This is a genomic window from Blastococcus sp. SYSU DS0510, assembly GCF_054050835.1.
Genome location: NZ_JBJHAC010000004.1, coordinates 1 through 16,979, shown reverse-complemented (window position 1 = coordinate 16,979; position 16,979 = coordinate 1). Strand labels below are relative to the sequence as shown.

Below are 16,979 nucleotides of genomic sequence, written 5' to 3'. Positions count from 1 at the left end.
ACCCTGTCGGTGCGACCACCGAAGATCGAACCGTTGGTCGGTCACGCCACCTTGGCCGCGTGGAAGACATCCGCCGGCAGGGCGTGGTCGAGTCGCCAATGGATCCGCATTGGCCTCTCACCGGTGTGCGACAAATAAGTCATCGGCCCGGCGTAAAGGTACGGCGGTGCACCCAGGTTGCCGTCTGCGGCCTTCGTCTCGCGCAGGAATAGGTGAACCGAACTTCCAAGTTCTCGGTGGTTGATGTAGCGCCCGCCAACGCCGGTCCCGGGTCGGGTGGTGTTCTGCGACTCCCACTGGAAGAGCGTCGGCGAGATGGCGTGGTCGGCGTACATCGTTGTCGGCGAATAGTGGGACTCCGTCTTCTGGAGCGTCACGAAGAAGAGGTCGGCGTTCTCCTCGGGGATCCACCAGACGCCGGCGCCAAAGGCATTGGCGAGGGACTCCCTGCCGAATGCCGCGAGCGCCTCCACCTGGGTGTAGCGGGCGTGAAGGTGGAGGGGCCGTGAGGTGGCCTCAGCGAGGCTCGGGGTCACGCGCTGCAGTCGGTCCACCAACACGTCGCTCAGCTGAGTCAACTCGTCGGCTCGGCCGGGATTGGCGAGAAACCGCTCGAGGCTTGCCTCCATCGAGCCGAACCGCTCCTGCTGACCGAACAGCGAGAAGTGCAGCATTGCCGCGAGGCGACGGGTGCGGACGTCATCGGCCACGTCGCCGGCGCCAGACTTGGCGACGTCGCGGATGAAGCGGAGGCGCTCGGGGTCGTCGATGTGCAGCATGCGAGCGAAGGCACCGGCGAGTCGGCGGTCGTCGGACCCGGGAGTGTCCTGTACGTGACCGGCTGCTCGCTGCAGGTCTCGCCAGCTCCGACCGCTCGTGCGGTAGAGGTCCTCCAGTTCGACGCCAGTGTCCTCCAGGAACTCGCGGAGAGTCGGCGCCCGCTCTCGCGTGGCCTCGGCGACGAGTCCTTTCCACGACACGGCGAGGGACTGCTTGATGTTTGTCAACACGATCTCCTGGGCCACCCGGTCCAGTTCGATGTGGCACCCGGCCGGCAGAGTGGGAAAACCTGCCTCGACATCGCGCTGCACACCGCGACGGGAGCTTCCGGTCAGGGCCCGGAAGCGCAGATCGAAACGGAAGTCTTGGTGCTGTCCGCCGATGAAGTCGAGCACCGTCAGGCAAGGCTTGTCCTCGGCCAGTCGGAGACCGCGTCCCAATTGCTGGAGGAACACCGTGGCGCTCTCCGTGGGCCGGAGGAACAGGACTGTGTCCACCGTGGGGATATCCAGGCCCTCGTTGAACAGGTCGACGGTAAAGAGCACGTTCACCGTCCGGTCACGGAGAGCGTCAAGCGCAGCCTTGCGCTCCTCGCGGGTGGACGTAGACGTCACCGCCCGGCTTGGGATACCTGCTGCCGCGAACCTGTCCGCCATGAACTTGGCGTGCTGAACGCTCACGCAAAAGCCCAGCGCGCGCATGCGTCCTGGGTCAGCGATCTTGTCCGTGACTGCTTGCAAGATCAGCCGCACGCGCTTGTCGTCGCCGGTATAGACGCTGGTCAGCTCTGCGGTGTCGTAACCCCGACCACGGCGCCAGCGGAGCTGGCTGAGAGCCACGTCGTCGTGGATCCCGAAGTACTGGAACGGTGCGAGCAGCCCGTGCTCGAGCGCTTCCCAAAGACGGAGCTCAGCTGCCGTGCGACCGTCGAACCAGGAGCGGACGTCGGCGCCGTCCGTTCGTTCCGGCGTGGCGGTGAGGCCAAGCAGCACCTTGGGCTTGAGGTGCTCGAGCAGGCGCCGGTAGGTGGCGGCCTCGGCGTGGTGAAACTCGTCGACGACGACCATGTCGAAGTGGTCCCGGTCCAGCTCGGACAGGTCGAGTTGGCTCAGCGACTGCACGGAGCCGAAGACGTGCTTCCACTCCCGCGGTCGCTGGCCCCCGACGAAGAGCTCGCCGAAGTCGCCATGGCGGAGCACCTGACGGAAAGTCGACAGGCTCTGGCTGAGCAACTCCTCCCGGTGTGCCACGAACAGCAGTCGCTCGACGGTGCCTGCTGACTGCAGGCGCCGGTAGTCCACCGCGGACACGACAGTCTTGCCGGTACCGGTCGCCATGACCACGAGGTTGCGCCAGCGGTCGTGCACGGTCCGCTCGGCGTCGAGCCGCTCCAAGATCTCCATTTGGTACGGGAAGGGGCGGACGTCCAGCGCGGCGATCTCGAGGGGCAGGTCGCTGGGTCCGCCGCGCTCGGCGTTCAGCGCCTGGCGGAGCCGGTCGCCGTCTCTGTCGGGCTCGTAGGTCTCAAAGGACGGGTCAGCCCAGTAGCTGTCGAAGGTCTCGGCGAACGTCTCCAGCAGGTGGGACTGCTCGACGTTGGACAGCCGGACGTTCCACTCCAGGCCATCGATGAGCGCAGACTTGGACAGGTTGGAGCTCCCGACGTACGCGGTCGACAGACCGGTCTCGCGGTGGAACAACCATGCCTTCGCATGCAGTCGCGTCGTCCGCGTCTCGTAAGAGACCTTGACGTCAGCGCCGAGCTCGACGAGGCGGTCGAGTGCCCGCTGGTCCGTCGCACCCATGTAGGTGGTGGTGATGACCCGCAGCCGCCCGCCGCGCTCTCGCAGGCGGGTGATTGCGTCCTCGAGCACGCGCAGCCCGTGCCACTTGATGAAGGCGCAGAGCAGGTCAGCGCGGTCTGCCGAGGCGAGCTCACGGACGACCTCGAAGCCGATGCGCGGCTGACCGCGCCCGTTGACGAGCAGCGCGCTCGTGGAGAGCGGAACCGCTGGGCGCTCAGGGAACCTCTCGGCGTCCGGCACGCCGGACGGCTCTGCCACGGCGAGGAGTTGCTGAGCGGGTGCGACGACGGCGGTGCGCGGGTCGATGCTCTCCGGCACCAGCTCACCCAGAGTTGAGATCAACTTGTTCGCGAGCAGGACCTGACGCTCGATACCCGCCGCATCGCTGCCGCCGACTTGGCGCAGCGCCCGACCGACGAGCTGGCTGAGATGCCGAGTGAGCGCTTCCTGCGCGTCCGCCGGCTCCAGCGAGCCGAGCTGCAGCCGCTCGCGCGGCAGGTCTGCGATGTCGCCGTCGAGTTCGGTCGTGAGGAGGTGCTCGTAAACACCGCTACGCCTGTCCGCCACGACCCGGACGGTAACGGGACGATGTCGGCCCGCTATCGACGACACGAGCAGAACCGCCACACCGGTGAGCACGTTGGTACGGAGCCATGACGCCCCCGTGGTGTGGACCGCGTCGGACCGCAACAGTCGGGTGCACGAAACAGGGGCGATGCTCGCCGCCGAGAAGCACGCATCTCGCTTCAACCGCTTGCGCCCGATCTGTCACGGAGAGGCGTGGTGGACCGCAAGGAATGAGTTTCTCGCGGCTACGGTCCTGCGACGATCAGCCTGATTTCGGAGGTTCCCAGCGGTGGTTCTACCCCTCATACCCCTCGTCCTTGTCGGCCTCGGCACCTCCACCGGTGTCGGTGGCTTGGTCACCGGCGTGATGGGCGGCATGAAGCTCAAGGAAGCGCAGTCCCTTGCGGCCGCATCTCAGAAGCGCTACGACGCGTCGACGTCGAGGACGCAGAAGCACGTTGACAGGGTGAACGAGCGCATCCAGGCGTACGGGCGCGAGCAGGAGCAGGCGCGTCAGTTGGTCGTCAAGCGGATGGGCTCCTTCATCGAGCGCCACCGCAGGCAGGTCAAGGAGAGCGCTGCCCAGTTGCTCGACGGTGTCAGCGCGGAACAGAAGGACATCGAGGCCTTCGCCGGCGCCCTGACCGCCGACATCGGCTGGATCAAGGGTGCCGGCATGGCCGCCGCGGCAGGCGTGGGCGCATCCGCCGGTATCCCCGCCGCCGTGAGCGTCATGGGGGTGGCCGGGACAGGAACGGCGATCAGTTCGCTCTCCGGCGCTGCGGCACAGAGCGCCACCATGGCCTGGCTGGGCGGTGGACCGCTGGCCGCAGGCGGCGGGGGCGTCGCCCTGGGAACCACCGCGCTCGGTGTCGTGACGATCGGTCCGACCATGCTCCTCGGCGGCCTGACCCTGAACGTGCAGGGCGACAAGGCGATGACCAGGGCCAAGAAGCGCGAGGCGCAGGTCGCCGTGGCGATGGAGGCGCAGAAGACCTTCCGCGCCACCCTGGACGTCCTCCACACGAGGACCGACGAGGTGAGCGGAGTGCTCGGCGGGCTCGTCTCTCGAGCCCAGGAGGCGCTCACCGTTCTCGAGAGCCTCGAGTTCAACCCCGAACAGCACGCCACCGAGTTCCAGCGCGCACTCGCACTGACCTTCGCGGTGCGCGATCTGTGCACGGTTCCGCTGATCGGCGAGCACGGGCAGATTAATTCCGACACGACCCGGCTGGTCCTCAAGTACAAGGAGATGAAGTGACCGCAGACAAGAAGGCATTGGAGGGTGAGGTCCTGCCGCGGGCAGCGAAGTCCTCGCTGAGCGCCGTGGACGCGCTGGGGGCCTTCAACAAGCTCGTCGATGGAACGCGCGAAGTCTTGCGTGCTCGGGAGGAGGAGCGCACCAAGCGGGCCGGGATCGATGCGTATGCCACCGTCGAGGTTGCTCGCATCAAGGAAGCGGGCGCGTTCCTCAAGCAGTACTTCGACCAGGTTTTCGCCGAGCGTGCGCGGACTATCGACGGCCTCTTCGCACACCTCGACGAGGCCATGACGCAGGGCGACGGAACTGCGGCGACGGCCGCCCTCCAGGGCATCGTCGACCTGGCGAAGTCCTCGCCCCTTGCAGACATCGGTGATCTGTCGCAGGTGCGCAAGGCGCTCGACGACCCGGATCACGTCTGGGAGCTCTGACGCGGGGGCGCGACCGGGCTGGGGTCGGGCGCCCCTCCGCGGGCGAGGCACGACGCGGAGCAGGCGCGTCGATGAGCTCAGCCGCGCCGCTCCGCTGCTGCTCGACAAACGACGGCAAGGGACCGACGCGGGCACCGCCGAATCTGGAGGATCGATGGGGAAGATCTGTCCCTTCCACGCCGACGAGTGGGTGCACGGAAGCCGGCAGGCCAACGGGTCGACCACCTACCGCTGTGATCGGTCACGCGGGCATCCGGGGGACGGTCCGTGGGAGTGGCTCGAACAGGCGGAGCCTCCGGGGCTGCCTGAACTGGGTGGGCTGGCGGACGAGTTGAATTTGGCCGCGGAACTGCCCCTCGCACTCAAGGAACTCGGTGAGGGCTGGTTCGAGTATGGACTTGTAGAGCGCGAGTACGCGCTGCGTCGCCCGGACGACTTCGCCGTCATGGTTCGCCGGTGGGGACACACGGCCCTGGGTCCCGCGCGGTACACCGCGTCCAGTTACATCGCTGGAACGTTGGGGCGCCTCAGTGGCCGAGGGGTAATCGCCTATCACGGCGGTGAGGGGACGGGCCGCTGGCGTCGCTTCGACCCAGACATCTCCTGGTGGTCTCTATTGCCCCCTCCGCCATGGGAGTGGCGCACGTCGTGGAAGGACCTGGTGGCTGACGGTCCCGCCGAAGGCGTCGACGGCTGCTTGGAGTACGTGCAGGCGCAGCGTCCCTGACGTGCGCTCGCGGGATGCCCGTAGAGCCTTGGCCGGATGTGGACGGAGCAGACACGTGACGCCGTGTTGGCGCCGGGCGTCGTGGCGATCCAGGATGCCGGACGTGCCCGGTCATGTCTTCGTCGTCCCGGGAACGCTCCAGGCGCTGCTCGCGGACGACATCCTCGTCTCAAGCGATGGCGGCGCCGGCATCGGCCGGCACTTCTGGCCGGTCTTCGGCTGGACCGAGGAGGAGGGGCGGGTCCGGCACTCCAACGTCGGCTACTACCCGCCCGGACGCCGGGTGTTCCTCGCCCAGGACCAACCGGGGACGGGCGGCCTGCGGCGCTGGGTCGTTGCCGTGGGAGCCCACTCCGGCGTGCCGGTGTCCTGGCTGCTAGACGGGGTGCGCGAGGCTCTCGACACCGTGGCTAATGACGGCAGAGGCACGGTCGTGGACGGCCGACCCCGTCGGGTGGCGATGCCGGTCATGGGCGTCGGGCGCGGCGGTTTCGACGGTATGCGGGGCCAGGTCATCCATGGGCTCCTCGACGAGGCGCAACGCGCGGCGGATGAATCGGGCATCGATGTCGTACTGGTCGCTGCGCGGCCGTCGGACTACTCCGCATGCCAGGCGCTCCGGGCCGAGCGCCATGGCCGGGAATTCGACGAGGCGCAAGAGGCGCACGTCCAGCGCCTCGCTCGGTTGGCCCGCCACGGGCAACTGGCGGTTTTCATGGGGGCAGGGACCGGGATAGCCGCTGGCCTGCCGTCCTGGGATGGTCTCCTCGCGCGGTTGGCCGTGAGGGTCGGGCTTCCGGACCCGACCCTCTTGAAGGATCTCGGTCCTCTGGACGCTGGAGAGTTGCTCAGGAGGCGAGCGCAGCGAGGGGGAGACGGCTCGGACAGCGGAAACGTGCTCGGGCGGTATGTAGCCGAGGCGATCGCCGGCCACGAGCGCTATGCGCTCAGTCACGCACTTCTGGCTGCGCTGGACGCGGACCAGGTCATCACCACCAACTTCGACCGGCTCTTCGAGCGCGCCGTCCTCGAGATCCGTGGGTCGCAACCGCTGGTCGTCCTCCCAGATACGGATCCATCCGAGGTCGTCGCTCAGCGCGGGAGGAGGTCCTGGCTGCTCAAGATGCACGGGGACGTCGAGAAACCGGATTCCATCGTCCTCGACCGGCGGTCCTTCGTCCGTTACGACGCCTGGCGCCGACCGCTGGGTGGCGTCCTCCAGACGACGCTGCTCACGCGTCACCTGCTCGTTGTCGGTGCCTCGATGACCGACGACAACGTCATACGACTCATCCACGAGGTCTCCGAACTCGCCGCAGGGGACGGACCGGCGCGGAACCTCGGCACTGTCCTGAGCCTCGGTGGGGACGGACTGCGAACCGCGCTGTGGGACCCCGAATTCAGCTACGTCGACCTCGGCGACGAGGACGGACGCATGATCGACGCGGCTCGCCGGCTCGAGATCTTCCTCGACCGGCTGGTCATGCTGTCAACGCCGCGGACCACGCACCTTCTCGACCCGCGCTACCGCGAACTGTTGCCGACGCCCCGCGAGAGGGAACTAGCCGAGCGCTTCGTCGCGCTTGCCGAGGAGCTGGAGAGGCTCTCGAGCGAGGGCAGCGGCGGCTGGCGTGAGGCCCGGGATGCTCTGGCGCGCCTCGGAGTTCCTTCGGCTTCGGCGGACTCGTGAAGGGGGGCCACGACCCAGCGGGTTGGTGCGTTCCGATCAGATCGGCATCGCGAGAGGGATGTCTTCTCGTTGGACGCCTGCCCCGGCGACCAGTTCGTCGACGGCTCGGTGTAGCGCGTCGGCGGTCGAGCTGCCCGGCAGCCGCGACGCCACGGCCCCGCTCGACGCTTGTGTAGTACCAGAGCAACTCGTCGCGGCTCGCGTTGAACGTTGACCAGAAGTCCTGCCCGGACCGGCGGACGTCAGCGGCGATGCAGAGCCCGTTGCGCGTCTTGTCCGCTGCCGTCACGATCAGCGCGTCGAGAGGCTTGGTGGCGAGACCCGCCACGTACGGGCGCTTCCGCTCGGCCCACGTGCCGCTCCGGTTGTCGTCGGCGTCCAGGCCATCCGAGCACGCCCGCCGATGTCGGCGACCGCGTCACCGAACTTGGTCCGGATCTGCGCCAGCACGGCCCCGCCCTGGCCGGCCGGAGCGGGCTCGGCGATCACCTGGTCTTCGGTGCCGCCGTGCTCCATCACCAGCGTGCTGACGCCCATCAGGTGCGACATGTACGGCACGCGCGAACCCTTGCGCAACTGCTTCCGGTGGTGCCGCGACGCGAAGATCAGCGCCTCGTCGAATCACCCCGGCGAGGGGTATGCGGGTGGCAGCGGCGGACGTGCTTAGGCAGTTCGTTGCCCTCGTCGTTGTCGATGACTCGGGCCTGGCGTGAACACATCTCGCCTCCCCTGCGGGGAAGGCAGAATCAGACGTGACCAACCGTCCCATCCAGGCACGCAGGCGCAAACCACCGCGGCTGAGTCACCGATGCGGGGCCATGGTTGCAGCCGCGGCACTAGGTAGTTCGCCTTCGAGGTTGCCCTGGCAAATGACGCGCTTCCGTCGACGTGGGCGAGGATGTACTGGTTGCGCAGACGGCAGGAGTGACGACGTGGCAGTACAGGACAAGTACCAGCGGTTGTTCGAGCACCTGCGAGACGCTGCTGCAGGAGGAGAGCAGATGATCGCCCTTCCTATCGCCGAGGTCGACGCCCTGGTCGATGGGTTGCCGCCGGCAGCCCTGACGAAGAAGCAGTGGTGGAGTGGAACTAGTAGTGCCCAAGCGCAAGCGTGGAAGGCCGCAGGCTGGCGTGTTGAGGTGGTCGGCTTTCGCCAACAACGGGTCGCCTTCCGGCGGCTCGACTGACGACTGGTGAGTCGTCGAAATGGAACCGCGCTGGCCGAGGTAGGTCGGTGCGTGCGAAACCGATACAGCCCGCAGTCGACTCGAGCTTAATTCACCGAAGCCCCGGCAATGCCATCGCTCATCGTCTCGGGAACAAATGCGTCCAAGTCGAAGCCGCTGTCGAACGGCTTGTGGTGCCGAGAGCTTGACGACCACGAGTTGCCCGTTACGCCGGTCTCTAGGTTCCGGCGGCCGCTACGAGTTCGGCGACCGCCCGGTCGAGCGCGGGGGCGATGGAAGTGTCGGGCAGTCGCTCCGCGACCACGTCGCGGACGCTCGTGTAGTACCAGACCAGCTCCTCGGGGCTTGCGTTGAACGTCGGCCAGAACCGCTGCCCGTAGCGGCGGACGTCGGCGGCGATGCAGAGGCCGTTGTGCGTCTTGTCCGCAGCCGTCACCAGCAGCGCATCGAGCGACTTGTGCGGCAGCCCGTCGACGTACGCCTGCTTGCGCTCCTGCCAGGTCCCGTGCCGCTCGCCCAAGTCGTCCAGCCCGTCCGAGCACGCGGCCACCATGTCGGCGACGGCGCCGCCGAAGCGCGACCGGATGTCGGCGAGCACCGCGCCGCCCTGACCGGCCGGCGCGTCCTCCACCGCGTCGTGCAGCAGCGCCGCGATCGCCTGGTCCTCGGTGCCGCCGTGCTCGAGCACCAGCGCGCTGACGCTCATCAGGTGCGACATGTACGGCACCCGCGAGCCCTTCCGCAGCTGCTCCCGGTGGTGCCTCGCGGCGAACATCAGCGCCTCGTCGAACCGCTCGCTCAGCGGCCCGGCACCCATCTCAGCGCGAGCCTCCAGCGTCGTCATGCGTTCTCCTTGCCTCTCAAGACGGCGGCGACGATCGCGTCGATCTCCGCCGGTACCGTCGTCGTCCGTGAGGCCGCGTGCATGGCGGCCCATCGGCTGTACTCGTCGTCGCCCCGGTCGTCCCAGCCGGGATCGAGCTCCCAGTAGCGGACGACCTTCACACTGTCCGAACCCGGTTCCCGGGTGACCGTGGCCCAGGCATCGCGGCCCAGGCGCAGCTCGAGCTCCTCGGCGTCGGCGGCTCGCGTCAGGGCGCTGGTGCACCACGCCGGGCACGGCGCCCAGCACGGCGAGCAGCAGCGGATCCGAGCCGACCCGGTCGCCACTGGCGCCGAACCACTGCAGTCGCACGTGGGGGTCCCGTCGCGCTCCTCCTGCGACAGCACCCGGAACTGCCCGCCGGTCACCAGCTCCTGCTCGTGAGCCTTGATCCCCCGAGTGCACCCACGCCGGAACGGCGGGGAAGTCGCCCACCAGCTCGAACAGGAACCGCGTGCCGAAGCCGGCGGCGACGTCGGGGGAGAGGGAGACGCCCCACAGCGGCATCTCGATCCGGCCGGTCGACAGGCGCCACTCGATCTGCGGGTCCTCGTCGGGCTTGGACGTGATGCCGCGACCGGCGAACCCACCCGCGGGCAGCCCGACGGCGTCGGACCAGCCGTTGGCGTCCCGGTGCGGGGCCGCGTTGACCGCCCGCAGCAGCGCGACGCCGGCGGCCAGCGCCTCCGGCGTCGTCCGGGCCTGGCGGTTGTAGTCGCTGATGAAGTCCGCGCGGAAGTAGTGGTCGACCCCGCTGAGCACCCGTGCCGCCGCGCGTACCGGGGACGAGCCGACGTCCCGGCCGCCCTGCCAGAGCGTGCACGCCTCGGCCAGGTCGTCGTCCGGCACCGGCGGCTGGACGGCGGGGCGTGCCCACTGCAGGTGCTGAGCCTGGCGCTCCGTGAGCACGCGGACCGCGTCCGACACCTCGCGGACGACGAGCGTCACGGCCTCCTCGGTCGTGGTCGCCTGACCCGCCGTGGTGCCCTTCGCGCCCACCGAGGTGAAGCCGTCGTCCGGCGCCGGCAAGTAAACGGTGCCGTCGTCGTCCAGGTTCACCCACTGGTTGTAGTAGGTCGAGGGGTGCGCGCTGCTGATCATCGCGTGCAGCGGTGCCGGGCGGTCTGCTCCACGAGGACGGCGACGTCCTCATTCTCCCATCCGGCGACGCGGGCGGCGACCTGGCGGCGTACCTCGTCCATGTCCAGGGCGGTCATCGGGCTGCCACCTCCGGCTGGTCCTTCGCCCACCAGAGGAAGTCCGCGGCGTGACTGAGATCGACGAGGCCGGGCGGGAGCACGCTGACCAGCAGGTCGTTGCTCCATGTCATCAGCCGGCCGATGGTCCAGGACACCTTCTCGCGCGCCGGCAGGTCGAGGCCGAAGACGGAAGCGGCGATCTCCTTCTTGCCACCCGAGGGAGTCGAGTACTTGAGGATCGGCAGAAATCGATCCGGGTGGACGATGCACAGCACGCGCGTCAGTAGCGACTCCTTGAAGCCGGTCATCCCGACTCCTCTGCGCTCTTCGACGAGGTCGGTGAACCGGTCTTCCAGTCGGGTTCCATCCGGGCCGCGGAGCAGGTGTTCGATCGTCGCGCGCACGCGGTCGGCCGCCTTCGCCGTGCCCATCTCGTTCCAGGCGGCGTTGAAGACCGACATGTTGCCCGGGTGCGCGAGGATGGTGTTGTTCGCGAAGGCCTTGAGGTCCTCCGGGGCGGCCTCCTTCAAGCCCTGCTCGCTGAAGATCTGCTGGTACTTCTCCCGGTACGGCGCATTGTGCGATTCCGGACTCGGGGTCACCGCAAGGAACCGCGCGACGAGTGCATCCACCCGCTGCTGCGCCTCTCCAGGGACGTCGTCCTTGGTGGGGAACTTGGCCTTCAGGCTCTCGTAGGTAGCGGCGACGGGAGGCGTCGGCTTGAGCGGCTTCTCGCCGCGGACCCACTCGTGGTCACAGTCGAGGCACCGGACGACGAGTCGCCCGTCGCGCAACTTCTCGACGCCGTCGAGGTCGCCGCTGTCGCAGACGGGGCACGTGGGCAGAGCCATGGAATCTCCTCAGTTCGTCTTCGCGGCGAGGCGCTCGAGCGCGGTCGTGAAGCTGTCGTTCCAGAGACCGAGGTACGGCCAGCGCTCGGCGATGTGCGCCGTCGCCTCCTCGACCGACATGCCCTGCTCCCGGATCAGGTAGCCACGCAACACCAGCCCGGTGCGGGAGGCGCCGCCGTGGCAGTGAACCAGCAGCCGGTGCCCCTCCTCCTGCAGCGCGGCCATGTCGTCGAGGACGTCGGCGAGCATGACGTCGAGGTCGGCGTTGTGCTCGTTGTCGGCGATGTAGGCCGTCCGGTGCACCGGGTGCGGGAACGGCTCCCCGAGGCGGCACAGCGAGATGACGGCGAAGTCCTCGTCGCTGTACCGGGCGCCGTCGAGGTTGCCGGCCCAGATGCCGGGCAGCACCTCGGTCGGGCCGAACCGCGGGATCACGCCCGGGTCGTAGTTCTGCTGCACCCCGCCGTCGAGGGCTGCCGCCAGCTGCTGCAGGTCGGCAAGCCGCCAGACCTTGTCGCCGTGGCCCGGCACCCGGCCGTGCACCGCCGACGCCCACCGGCTCGGGATCGCGCCCATCCCGAACACCGCCCCGGCCAGCCCGCCGGCGACGCAGGCCACCGTGTCGGTGTCGCCACCCAGGTCGATGACCAGCCGCAGCACCTCGGCGAAGTCCCGCCCGTGCCGCAGCGCCCACACCGCCTGCCCGAGCGTCGGCCACACCGCGCCGTTCGACTCGGTGGTCTGGTCGGGCGTCCAGTCCGGCGCCAGCACCGTCGTCCACCGCTCACGGTGCTCGGGCAACACCGCCTCCAGCGCAGAGGGGATCGCCGCGAGCGGGTCGCTCCCGTCCAGCGCCACGCGCATCAGCTCGTGGAAGATCGCGCAACCCTCGCCGGCCGACGGGTCGCCGTGGGTGAGCGCCGAGATCCGCCGGGCGGCGTCCATAGTCGCCTCGCGCCCCTCGCGGGAGAACCGGATCGCGGCGGGCGTCGTCCGCATCAGCGAGCCGTTGCCGGCCGCGTGCCCGGAGCGGGCGAAGTGCTCGGCTGCGGCGACGTCCCAGGCCCGGCCGGAGCCGAGGACGGCGCGCGTCTGGTTGCCGATGTCCGGGGGCCCGGCCGCCGCCCAGGCCCGGAAGCGGTCGAAGGCGTCCCCCTCGTCGAGCCCGCCCCGCTCCACCAGCGAGGCTCCCACCAGCAGCGCCATCTGGGTGTCGTCGGTGAACTCTCCCGGCGCCCAGCCGATCGAGCCCCCGCCGCACATCTCCGTCTTCGATCCGCGCGCCGGCACCGGGAAGCGGGTGGAGAACTGCCCGGGCGGTCCGAACTCGAACGGGGCGCCGAGGGCGTCGCCGACGGCGGAGCCGACGAGCGCGCCGGCCACGCGGTGGGAGCGGTGCATGCGCTGGGTCACTCAGGCCTCCTGGGCGATGGCGGAGAGGTGGATGATGCGGTCGTTCCAGCGGACAGCGTCCACGTGCGTGGAGCGGCCGCCGCGGAGCCGGGTGCCGAGGCCCGCCGGCCCGGCCGGTGAGAGCCGGGCGATCTCGGCCTGCTGGGCGAAGGACCGCGCGCGTGCGGCCGGTGTCCGGACCTCCGGGCGGCCGAGGCAGTCCAGGGTCGCGGCGTGCAGCAAGGCGGGCCAGTGTGCCGCCAGCGAGCGGCTGCTGTCGAACACCTCCAGCCACACCGGCTGCCCCGCGAGGCCGATCAGGAGGCCGCGCTGGCCGGCCAGGGGGCGCAGGCCACGGGTCAACGACCGGACCCTCGGTGCGGTGGAGTCGAGCCGGTCGGCGAGGGACTCGGTCGGCGACTCGCCGGCCACGTCGGCGTAGCCGCGCGCCCGCTTCCACACCTGCTGCTGGGAGCTCATGCCGCGCAGCACACCGAGCGGCGCCCGTCGGGCTCGCCGCACGTGCGTCGTCCCGCCGCTCCACCGGCCCTGCTCGACGCAGACCACCGGCTGGACGGTCGGCTGCCCCGGCGCCAGCAGGGTGGTGGCGGCCAGGGCGCGGGTCTGCCAGCCCCCCTCGAGCAGCTCACCGGCGAGCAGCAGGACCGGCCGATCGCTCCGGTTGGTGACGACCAGCTCTTCGACCACCGGGGTCCCCGCGCGCTCGGCGACGTCGACGGCCGTGGCCGCTCCGGTGACGTACCGGCGGGGAGCCGTCGGGGCATCCGTCCAGACCGGGAAGACGGTCAGCGGACCGCGAGTGGTGCCCTGGCCGACGTGCAGCCGGGTGTCGGGATGGGGCATGTCGTCACCTCCAACATAGCGGCATTTTTGCGGTCGAGGTGACTAAACCGCAAACATGCCGCTACTGTCAACCGGGTGAGCGAACAGGACAGGCAGCGTCGTCATCGGGACAGTTCAGGTCGCACGCTGACGGACTACCCCCGACCGTCGGTGGCGGTCGACACCGCCGTCCTGGTGGTCGACGTGTCGGAGTCCGCCCTCCGGGCCCTGCAGCACCGGCGCTCCGACGGCGGCGCGCACGGTGGGGAGTGGGCGCTCCCGGGCACCTTCCTGCACGAGGGGGAGACCCTGGCCGACGCGGTGCTCCGCTCGCTCGCGGAGAAGGTCGGCCTCCGCGGAACCCGTCCGCAGCAACTGCACGTCTTCGACGACCCGGATCGTGACGACCGGGGCTGGGTCCTCTCCGTCGCACACGTCGTCCTCGTGCTCTCGGAGGACGTCCACCCGGTGCTGAGGAGCCGCCCGGACGTCCGGGTCGTCCCGGTGGACGACGCTGCGGGCCAGCCCTTCGGGCACGACGAGATCGTGCGACTCGCCGTCGACCGGGTGCGCCAGGACTACGCGTTGCAGCCGGACCCGGCTGGTCTGCTCGGGGAGCAGTTCACCCTCAGGGCCCTGCAGGCGCTGCACGATGCCGTGGCGCCGCAGCCCGGGCCGGGAGAGGCGCGGCCGTCCATCGACACCTTCCGGCGCTACATGGTCGGTAGAGGACTCATCCAGCCGACCGGGCAGTCGGCTCGCAAGGAGCCGGGGTCGGGGGTCATGGGCAAGCCGGCGGAGTTGTACCGACGCTCCGCCGACAGGGGCGACCTGACCGAGGTGCTCGGCGTCCGGCCGGTGCGGAAGGACCGCAACCGGGCCGGTCGGAGCGAGGACGCCGCCGGGCCTGCGCGGTCCTTTCGGTCGTTGACCGGCCACAAGGTGGACACCCCCATCCAGAGGCTGGTGGACGAGGTGGCCGGGCGGGTGCCGCTCAGCCTCTCTGTCATGCCGCACTACGTGGCCGTCCGTCCGCTCGGGGAGGAACGGGTCGCTGCCTACGCCAGACCGCAGACCCTGACCATCGGCCTCGACCCTGACGACGCGGTCGAAGTGGCCGCAGCCTTTCGGGTCTGCCGGCTCGAGCAAACCTCGGCGGCCACGCACCACGTGCACATGCCGACGTCCGCCCTGGCCGATCCGGTCGCGCGGCGGGCAGCGATGGAGGCGCTCGAGCGGGCACTGGCGCGCGCCGCCGGCGCTCGCTGATCGCTGCGCCTGGCGGACACGGAGCCGCGGGCTCAACGCCCGTGCTTCGTCAGCGGGCCTGGACGAGCAGCGGCTGGGCGACCTCGCCGATCGAGCCGCGCTCGTCCGACAGCTCGCCGTGGCACAGCCCGATGCCGTCCGCGGCGATCCGCGTGCGGCAGGCCAGGTGCACCCACTCGCCATCCGGTTCGCGGGTCAGGTGCGTGGTCATGCCGGGCGGGATGGACCACCAGCTGTCGATGGGTAGCTCCACGGAAATGCCGTTGGCGGCGTCGGCGGCGATGAGCGCACGGTCGAAACCGGTGAGCGGCTGGCCGGCGACCAGGGGGACGCGCACCCGGGTCCAGACGTCGGCCGGCCCGGGCTCCTCCGGTGACCCGGCGGTATAGCGCCAGTCGATGGCCTGCCCGAAGCCCCAGTCGGGCAGGCCGAACAGTTCCTGCGGCGAGGAGTCGGGGACGGCCGGAGGCGGGCTGAGCTCGGTGACCACCGGCGGCGTAGGTCCGACCGCGAGCGACCACACGCGGGCGACGGCGACGGTGCGGCCGTCGACGGTCATCACCGCCTCGGTCAGGTCGATCCGCCGTCCCGGGCGGACGGGGGACACCTCCACGGTCAGCTCGCGGCGGGGGATGGCGCCGAAGAAGTCCACGCTGATCCTCGCCGGGCGGGACTCAATGCCAGTCGTCCGGGCGGCGTCGGTGGCCAGGTGGGCCAGGAGAGCGGACGGCGGTCCGCCGTGCTGGGCGCTGGAGTCCCACGGGCTCTCGGTGGCCCGGGTGGGCGCGAAGCGGTTGTCGTCCAGCGGCAGGTAGAAGGCCTCGAACTCCATGACCGGCAGTCTGGCCGAAGGCCAAGGCGGTCACCGTGACGGGCTGAAAACCGTCTCGTCTGCACCGCCCAGGAGTTCCGGAACAGCGACGCGCTGTGTCGACCCGTCGAGAAGTCGCCCGCCGTGCCCTCGGCGTCGTCGTCCTCCTTGTCCCGCCTGTGCACCGCCGTCACCCTGCTCTCCGCACGGGGCCGGAGGGGAGGTCCGGACGAAGTACGTGGTCACCTGGCGGGAGCGGCCGACCGGCTCGGCCGCGGAGTACGAGGCAGCGCAGAAGCGGGTCCTCGAGGTCTTCTCCGTGTGGGAGATGCCGGCGAGCCTGACGTTCCACCAGTTCGTCGTCCGCGTCGGTGAGTTCGGCGGCTATGCGGTTCTCGAGACCGACCAACCCGCCGACCTGCAGTACCTGACCACCGCCTTCGCGTCCTTCTCCTTCACCGTCGAGCCGGTGATGGACGTGATGCACGCCGTCGCCGCCGAGTCGCGCGGCATCGAGTGGCGGGACGCGCTGCGGGGCGCCCAGCCGTAGGCCGCCCGGCCGTCGCCCGAACGGGTGGCGCTGCGGCGGATGCCTGCCGGGGGGCCGGTTGCTGTCGGTGCCGCCTGTCATGGTCCGGCCCTGCCGTCGCGGGGACGGCGCGGACCAGGGAGCGGCATGGGCGGATCGGTCGGTGTGCAGGCGGGGCGGGTGTGCCCTGGATGTGGGTGGGAGGACTCGGTCCCGGTGGTCTACGGACTGCCGGGAGGTGACCTCTTCGAGCAGGCGGAACGTGGGCAGGTCGCGCTCGGCGGCTGCATCGTGCCGGGGGAGATGGAGGCGTTCCTCTGCCGCAGCTGCGACCTGGCGTGGGGGAGCGAGTCCGACCCCACCGCCGATGAGGCCGAGCTGGCCGGGCTGCTGGACGTCGGGCATGCCGACCTGGTCCGGGCACTGGGTACCGGGTGGCGGCGCGAGAGCGCGGTCGACGGCCAGGATGGCGTGCGGTGGTTCGTCAGCGGCGAGCCGGCGCAGCTCGCGGTCGGTGTGCAGGGCCCGTGGTTCGTCCTGGCCCGCCCGCTGACGTCCTGGCGGCAGCACCGTCCCGGCCCGCTGATGGGCGACGAGCCACGGCTGACCCGCGATGACGTCCTAGAATGTACCCGGCCATCAGGTTGGTGCCAGACGGCTGATCGGGGGCTTGCCGCCGAGTGCGCTGTGACGGCGTCGAGTGTTGTAGTCCTCGATCCACGGGGCAAGGGCGGCAGCGCGCTCATCGTTGCTG

14 protein-coding genes are annotated in these 16,979 nt (G+C 70.0%); 6 read left to right on the top strand and 8 right to left on the bottom strand.

Annotation, left to right across the window (positions count from 1 at the left end):
- Positions 1–41: 41 nt before the first annotated feature.
- Positions 42–3,152: a DUF3427 domain-containing protein gene (locus ACI79P_RS04515; RefSeq protein WP_456579830.1), complete on the bottom strand. Its 3,111-nt coding sequence runs from the start codon at positions 3,150–3,152 to the stop codon at positions 42–44.
- A gap of 289 nt (positions 3,153–3,441) precedes the next feature.
- On the opposite strand from ACI79P_RS04515, the gene ACI79P_RS04510 reads away from it, so the two are divergent.
- From ACI79P_RS04510 to ACI79P_RS04500, 3 genes are all read left to right on the top strand, one after another.
- Positions 3,442–4,413, top strand: a complete 972-nt coding sequence (locus ACI79P_RS04510; RefSeq protein ID WP_456579829.1) for a hypothetical protein — start codon at positions 3,442–3,444, stop codon at positions 4,411–4,413.
- Positions 4,410–4,844 carry a hypothetical protein gene (locus ACI79P_RS04505; protein ID WP_456579828.1) on the top strand — a complete coding sequence of 145 codons (435 nt, stop codon included), beginning with the start codon at positions 4,410–4,412 and terminating at the stop codon, positions 4,842–4,844. The genes ACI79P_RS04510 and ACI79P_RS04505 overlap by 4 nt, the downstream gene beginning before the upstream one ends.
- A gap of 821 nt (positions 4,845–5,665) precedes the next feature.
- The gene (locus tag ACI79P_RS04500; protein ID WP_456579827.1) at positions 5,666–7,261 is read left to right on the top strand and encodes an SIR2 family protein; all 1,596 of its coding nucleotides are present in this window, start codon (positions 5,666–5,668) and stop codon (positions 7,259–7,261) included.
- A gap of 291 nt (positions 7,262–7,552) precedes the next feature.
- Here ACI79P_RS04500 and ACI79P_RS04495 read toward each other — a convergent pair whose 3' ends face one another.
- Positions 7,553–7,867, bottom strand: a complete 315-nt coding sequence (locus ACI79P_RS04495; RefSeq protein WP_456580046.1) for an HD domain-containing protein — start codon at positions 7,865–7,867, stop codon at positions 7,553–7,555.
- 326 nt (positions 7,868–8,193) lie between these two features.
- On the opposite strand from ACI79P_RS04495, the gene ACI79P_RS04490 reads away from it, so the two are divergent.
- The gene (locus tag ACI79P_RS04490) at positions 8,194–8,448 is read left to right on the top strand and encodes a DUF7662 domain-containing protein (RefSeq protein WP_456579826.1); all 255 of its coding nucleotides are present in this window, start codon (positions 8,194–8,196) and stop codon (positions 8,446–8,448) included.
- Positions 8,449–8,665: 217 nt separating this feature from the next.
- Here the strand turns inward: ACI79P_RS04490 and ACI79P_RS04485 are convergent, their stop codons facing one another.
- The 4 genes from ACI79P_RS04485 to ACI79P_RS04470 form a co-directional block, all read right to left on the bottom strand.
- Positions 8,666–10,432 carry an HD domain-containing protein gene (locus ACI79P_RS04485; protein WP_456579825.1) on the bottom strand — a complete coding sequence of 589 codons (1,767 nt, stop codon included), beginning with the start codon at positions 10,430–10,432 and terminating at the stop codon, positions 8,666–8,668.
- A gap of 112 nt (positions 10,433–10,544) precedes the next feature.
- Positions 10,545–11,381: a hypothetical protein gene (locus ACI79P_RS04480; RefSeq protein ID WP_456579824.1), complete on the bottom strand. Its 837-nt coding sequence runs from the start codon at positions 11,379–11,381 to the stop codon at positions 10,545–10,547.
- Positions 11,382–11,390: 9 nt separating this feature from the next.
- Entirely contained in the window at positions 11,391–12,794 is a 1,404-nt protein-coding gene (locus ACI79P_RS04475) for an ADP-ribosylglycohydrolase family protein (RefSeq protein ID WP_456579823.1), read from the bottom strand.
- Positions 12,795–13,637, bottom strand: coding sequence for an ARPP-1 family domain-containing protein (locus ACI79P_RS04470; RefSeq protein WP_456579822.1), 843 nt, complete (start codon positions 13,635–13,637; stop codon positions 12,795–12,797). It abuts the gene before it with no gap.
- Between the two features lie 150 nt (positions 13,638–13,787).
- On the opposite strand from ACI79P_RS04470, the gene ACI79P_RS04465 reads away from it, so the two are divergent.
- Positions 13,788–14,885 carry an NUDIX hydrolase gene (locus ACI79P_RS04465; RefSeq protein ID WP_456579821.1) on the top strand — a complete coding sequence of 366 codons (1,098 nt, stop codon included), beginning with the start codon at positions 13,788–13,790 and terminating at the stop codon, positions 14,883–14,885.
- A gap of 49 nt (positions 14,886–14,934) precedes the next feature.
- Here ACI79P_RS04465 and ACI79P_RS04460 read toward each other — a convergent pair whose 3' ends face one another.
- A complete protein-coding gene (locus tag ACI79P_RS04460) occupies positions 14,935–15,717 on the bottom strand; it encodes a thioesterase family protein (RefSeq protein WP_456579820.1) in 783 nt (260 codons plus the stop codon).
- Between the two features lie 217 nt (positions 15,718–15,934).
- Here ACI79P_RS04460 and ACI79P_RS04455 point away from each other — a divergent pair, with 217 nt between their 5' ends.
- A complete protein-coding gene (locus ACI79P_RS04455; RefSeq protein ID WP_456579819.1) occupies positions 15,935–16,246 on the top strand; it encodes a DUF3303 domain-containing protein in 312 nt (103 codons plus the stop codon).
- Between the two features lie 618 nt (positions 16,247–16,864).
- On the opposite strand, the gene ACI79P_RS04450 is transcribed toward ACI79P_RS04455, so the two are convergent.
- A partial coding sequence (locus tag ACI79P_RS04450; protein ID WP_456579568.1) for an integrase core domain-containing protein occupies positions 16,865–16,979 on the bottom strand: 115 nt, incomplete at its 5' end.